This is a genomic window from Arthrobacter sp. P1_A5 (genome assembly GCF_056406825.1).
In genome coordinates this window covers 1-5,032 of record NZ_JBFTZL010000230.1, presented here as the reverse complement: position 1 = coordinate 5,032, position 5,032 = coordinate 1, and the positions used below count along the sequence as shown (strand labels likewise).

Genomic DNA, 5,032 nt, shown 5'->3' with positions numbered 1-5,032 from the left:
CCTCGTGGGCGCCTCCCTGGGCAAGCATCCGATGGCCCCCAAGATCAGCCCCAAGAAGACCTGGGAAGGCTTCGCCGGCTCGATCGCCGGGGCCGTCGTCGTGGGCGTGCTCGCCATGATCTTCGTGCTGGGCGAACCGTGGTGGTTCGGCGTCGTGCTCGCCGTGGGCATGGTGGCGGCCGCCACTGCCGGCGACCTCGCCGAATCCATGGTCAAGCGCGAGCTTGGCATCAAGGACATGAGCAGCATCCTCCCCGGACACGGAGGCGTCATGGACCGGTTGGACTCGATTGTCTTCGCCTCGCCGGTGGCGTTCATCCTGTTCTCGGCCCTCACAGCCGCCTAGAAGCACCGGACCAGCACTTCCGGCGCCTAGAATGGTGCCGAGCAAACCAGCCGAACGGCATCAAAGGAACAAAGTAACAGTGGACATTCAACGGCAGATTCCTGCGTCTTTTGACCGCGTGCAGCGGAACCAGTATGGCTACAACGCCAGGCAGGTCGACGATTTCCTGCAGCGCGCACGGGTGTCATTCGAAGCTCCGTCCGCGGCCTCCCGCGCCATCAAGAGCTCGGACGTCCGCGCCGTGTCCTTCGATCCCGTGAAGGGCGGCTACGCCGCCGCCGGCGTGGACGCCGCGCTGGACCGGCTCGAAGACGCCCTCGCCCGGCGCGAGCGCGATGAGCTCGTTGCCGAACGCGGCGAGGATGCCTGGCTGCGCGAAATCGGCCGGCTCGCGGGCGTCCTGCGCGGGCGCCTGCACCGCCCGGACGGCCAGCGCTTCCGGCGCCCGTCCAAGCCAAAGGCCCGCAGCTACAACACCACCGACGTCGACGACCTCTGCCACGAGCTGATCGGCTACCTCGAGGAGGACCAGCCGCTGAGCGTGGACAACGTCCGGCGCTCCGTGTTCCGTCCCGCCGTGGGCCGGGAGGGTTACGAGGAAAGCCAGGTCGACGCATTCCTGGAGCGCGCCGTCGAGCTCATGGCGGCCATCGACTAGTCACGCCCCGCGCGGACCCACGCCTGGAGCCCCACCGGCCAACCACCCGGCCGGGTCACCGACGCCGGATCGCGACCGCAGGGTCAGCGTTGCCGGAGCCCCGCCCGGATCGCGACCGCAGGGTCAGCGTTGCCGGAGCCCCGCCCGGGTCAGCACGGCAGGGTCACCGTTCCGTCGCGAGCGGCCGTTCCGGGGTGTGCAGCCGGGTCATCAGCCGTGTCATTGTCCGCGGCACCCGGCCCCGCGTGGCCCGGGACACCAGGATCGTGACGGCGAACGCGGCCGGCACCGTCCAGGCGGCGGGCTGTGCCAGCCACGACGGCGTCTGCGCAGCACCCAGCACCGAGCCGGCCACCATCGCACTGCCGCAGAGCACGCCGCCGGTCACCATGCCCGCGATAGCCCCGGCGTCCGTCAGCCCCCGCCACCAGATGCCCAGCAGCAGGACCGGGCAGATCGTGGACGCGGTAAAGGCAAACACAAGCCCCACGCTGCCGGCCAGTGCCTGCGATTCGGTCATCGAGGCGATCCCCAGCGGGACCATGGCCGAGACCACTGCTGCCAGCCGGAAGCCCCGGACACTGCCGCCGAACACGTCCTGGCTGATCACGCCGGCCAGCGAGACCACCAGGCCGGACGTCGTCGACAGGAACGCCCCGAACGCTCCGGCCACCACAAGCGCCGTCAGCAAGTCGCCGGCCACCCCGCCAATCATCCGGCCGGGCAGCAGCAGAACCAGGGCATCAGCCTGGCCGCTCCGGGCAAGGTCGGGGGCGAACGCTCGGCCGAGCATGCCGTACGCCGTCGGAAACAAGTAGAAGACGGACAGCAGGCCCAGGACAATCAGGGTGGTCCGGCGGGCGGACTGCCCGTCCGGGTTGGTGTAGAAACGGACCAGCACGTGCGGCAGCCCGAGCGTGCCAAAGAGCAGGGCCACCAGCAGCGAAATGATCTGGTAGGGGCCCGCGGGCGCCAGCGCCGTGGGGTTGGCCGTACTGGGCGGCGGCAACTCCGCCGCGGCGGAGTCCCCGCCGCCCAGCGCCAGCAGCATGAACACGATGGGCACCGCCAGCGCGGTGAGCTTGAGCCAGTACTGGAACGCCTGGACAAACGTGATGGAGCGCATTCCGCCCGCCACCACGGTGAAGCAGACGACGCCGACCACCGCCACCGGGCCCACCCACGCCGGCAGCCCGGTGGTGATCCGGATGGCCAGGGCAGCGCCGTGCAGCTGCGGGACGATGTAGAGCCAGCCGACCAGGACCACCACCAGGCTTGTGACGCGGCGGACGGCACGCGAATCGAGGCGCGCCTCGGTGAAGTCCGGAATCGTGTAGGCCCCGGACCGGCGCAGGGGAGCGGCGACGAACAGGAGCAGCATCAGGTAGCCGGCCGTGTACCCCACCGGATACCACAGGGCGTCGGTGCCGGAGAGTAGGATCAGCCCTGCGACCCCCAGGAAGCTGGCGGCCGAGAGGTACTCCCCGCCGATCGCCGAGGCGTTCCACCACGGCTTGACCGTCCGGGACGCCACGTAGAAGTCTCCCGTGGTGCGCGAGATCCGCAGCCCGTAGAAACCGATGACTGCCGTGGCAAGCGAGACGGCGGCGAACGCCGCCACCCCGACGACGGGGTTCACGTTCCGCTCACCCGGCCCCGTGCGTGGCCGCCCGCCGGGCCGTTCACCTGGGCCCTCACCAGTCCCTCACTTGTCGCCAGCGAGGTCCCGGTAGCGGGCCTCGTTCCTTGCCGCGGTCCGCACATACAGCCAGGCACTGAGACCGATCACCGGATAGATGCCGGCACCCAGCAGGACCCAGTCGAATGGCAGGCCTGCAATGGTGGAGTGCGCAAGGCCCGGGACCAGCCCCAGCACAAGCGGGAAGGCGAGCATGATCAGCAGGAATCCCAGGGCCACCACGAGGCCCAGCCGGAGCTGGGACCGGATGAGGGAGCGGACGAACAGCTGCCCGGCGTCGGATTCCTCTGCCGCCTCCTGTGAGGCCGCCGCAGAGCGCCCGCCGGTCAGGGCGGCGCTGCCCGATGCGGCACTTCCCGGTGTGACACTTCCCGAAGTGACGCTGCGCGGCGCCGTGACCCGGACCCGCGTCATGCCTGCGGCCGGATACGGCTTGCTTCGAGCTTTTCCCGGACCGCCGGGAGGTGCCTGCGGCTGATGGGCAGTTCGGCCCCGGCCACGGTGACACTGGGCCTCGCCGCGGCGAGCTTCATGTGGCTGATGTGGCCCAAGGCGGTCAGGTACGAGCGGTGGATGCGCAGGAACCCGGCGTCGGCCCACTGCTGCTCTAGGTCGGCCAGCGGAACCCTGATGAGGTAGCTGGCCTCCGCCGTGTGCAGCCGTGCATAATCGCCCTGCGCCTGGACGTACGTCACGTCCTCGCGCCGGATCATCTTGGTGGTCCCGCCGAGGTCCACGGTGATCATTTCCGGGGCCGGCGCGCCGTCCTTGAGCAGCTCGCTGATCCGGCCGATCGACTTCGCCAGCCGATCGGCGCGCACGGGCTTGAGGAGGTAGTCCACAGCCGCGAGCTCGAAGGCCTCCAGCGCGCAGTCCTCGTCCGCGGTGACGAAGACCACGGCGGGCGGGTGGGCGCTGCGGGAGATGACCCGGGCAATGTCCAGCCCGGACAGCGCCGGCATGTGGATGTCGAGGAAGATGACATCGACTTCTTCGGCCTCCAGTGCCCGCAGGGCCTCGGCGCCCGAGGAAGCGCGGTGGATGGTGCCGATCCGGTCATCCCTGCCGAGCAGGAAAGCCAGTTCCTCAACGGCGGGGAGCTCGTCGTCGGCGACGAGGACGTTAATCATGCCACTAGCCTACTGCCGCGGCCATTGTGGCCGGCTCAGCCCGTCAGCCAACTGCCGCCGGGCACGACACCGCCGGGAACCGACCGGAAATCAGGCGTCGTGCCGGGGCTGGGACTTGGGGACGCGCATCGTGATCAGGGTGCCCTCGCCCGGTGCCGTCTCGATCACGAGGCCGTTCTCGTCCCCGTAGACCTGCCGCAGGCGGGCGTCGACGTTGCGCAATCCGACGTGGTCGCCGTCGCTGTGCCCGGCAAGGACGGAGCGGAGCTGGTCCGGGTCCATGCCCACGCCGTCGTCCTCGATCGTCACCTCCGCGAACGCCCCCGAGTCGTTCGCCGTGATGGAGATGTGCCCCGGGCCCTCCTTGGCCTCAAGGCCGTGCCGGACCGCGTTTTCCACCAGCGGCTGCAGGCTCAGGAAGGGAATCACCGTGCTCAGGACCTCCGGAGCGATCCGCAGGCTGACCTGCACGCGGTCGCCAAAGCGGGCCCGTTCCAGGAGCAGGTAGCGGTCGATGCAGCGCAGTTCCTCGGCCAGGGTGGTGAAGTCGCCGTGGCGGCGGAAGGAGTAGCGGGTGAAATCGGCGAACTCCACCACGAGCTCGCGCGCCCGGACCGGATCCGTGTTGATGAAGGAGGCGATCGCGTTCAGCGAGTTGTAAATGAAGTGCGGGCTGATCTGGGCGCGGAGGGCCCGGACTTCCGCCTCCATCAGGAGGGTGCGGGAGGCGTCGAGCTCGGCGAGTTCCACCTGGGTGGCCACCCAGTCAGCCACCTCGCCGGTGGCGCGGACCAGTCCGGCGCCGGCGGCCGGCGCGAAGGCGGCCACCACACCCACCACACGCGCGCCGGTTTTGATCGGGGCGATCACGACGGCGCGCTCCACCTCCGGCGCCAGCGTCACGCCGCCGTCGCCGGCGGCCAGGAGCTGGAGTTCGCCCGCCGGAATGACGGCGAGGTGGCCGCCTTCGAACACTTTAGACGCGAGCCCCATCAGGGCAGGTTTGAGTTCCTCGCCGGCGCCGTCCCACGCGAGCACGCCGGTTGTATCCGTGATGGCCAGGGCGTCACAGCCCAGGAGGCTGCGCAGCTGTTTGCTGGCCTTGGCCGCGCCGGCCGGGTTTAGGCCGGTCCTCAGGTGCTGGCCGGCACGGGATGCGGCATGCAGCGTCTGGTAGGTGGCCCGCTCCGCATCGGTGC

General features: G+C 70.0%; 6 protein-coding genes. 2 read left to right on the top strand and 4 right to left on the bottom strand.

The window, feature by feature from the left end; translation table 11 throughout:
* Nucleotides 1-346 (top strand): phosphatidate cytidylyltransferase (locus tag AC1D1S_RS19235; protein ID WP_476995219.1); only part of this gene is annotated, 346 nt, incomplete at its 5' end.
* Nucleotides 347-377: 31 nt separating this feature from the next.
* Nucleotides 378-1,004, top strand: a complete 627-nt coding sequence (locus tag AC1D1S_RS19230) for a DivIVA domain-containing protein (RefSeq protein ID WP_476995218.1) — start codon at nucleotides 378-380, stop codon at nucleotides 1,002-1,004.
* 163 nt (nucleotides 1,005-1,167) lie between these two features.
* Here the strand turns inward: AC1D1S_RS19230 and AC1D1S_RS19225 are convergent, their stop codons facing one another.
* From AC1D1S_RS19225 to AC1D1S_RS19210, 4 genes are all read right to left on the bottom strand, one after another.
* Complete coding sequence (locus AC1D1S_RS19225) at nucleotides 1,168-2,643, bottom strand: sodium/solute symporter (RefSeq protein WP_243179627.1); 1,476 nt, start codon at nucleotides 2,641-2,643, stop codon at nucleotides 1,168-1,170.
* Between the two features lie 66 nt (nucleotides 2,644-2,709).
* Nucleotides 2,710-3,117 (bottom strand): DUF485 domain-containing protein, encoded by a 408-nt coding sequence (locus tag AC1D1S_RS19220; RefSeq protein ID WP_243179626.1) that lies wholly within the window; start codon nucleotides 3,115-3,117, stop codon nucleotides 2,710-2,712.
* On the bottom strand, nucleotides 3,114-3,833 hold the full coding sequence (locus AC1D1S_RS19215; RefSeq protein WP_243179625.1) for a LytR/AlgR family response regulator transcription factor: 720 nt from the start codon (nucleotides 3,831-3,833) through the stop codon (nucleotides 3,114-3,116). The genes AC1D1S_RS19220 and AC1D1S_RS19215 overlap by 4 nt, the downstream gene beginning before the upstream one ends.
* Nucleotides 3,834-3,923: 90 nt before the next feature.
* A partial coding sequence (locus AC1D1S_RS19210) for a sensor histidine kinase (protein ID WP_476995217.1) occupies nucleotides 3,924-5,032 on the bottom strand: 1,109 nt, incomplete at its 5' end.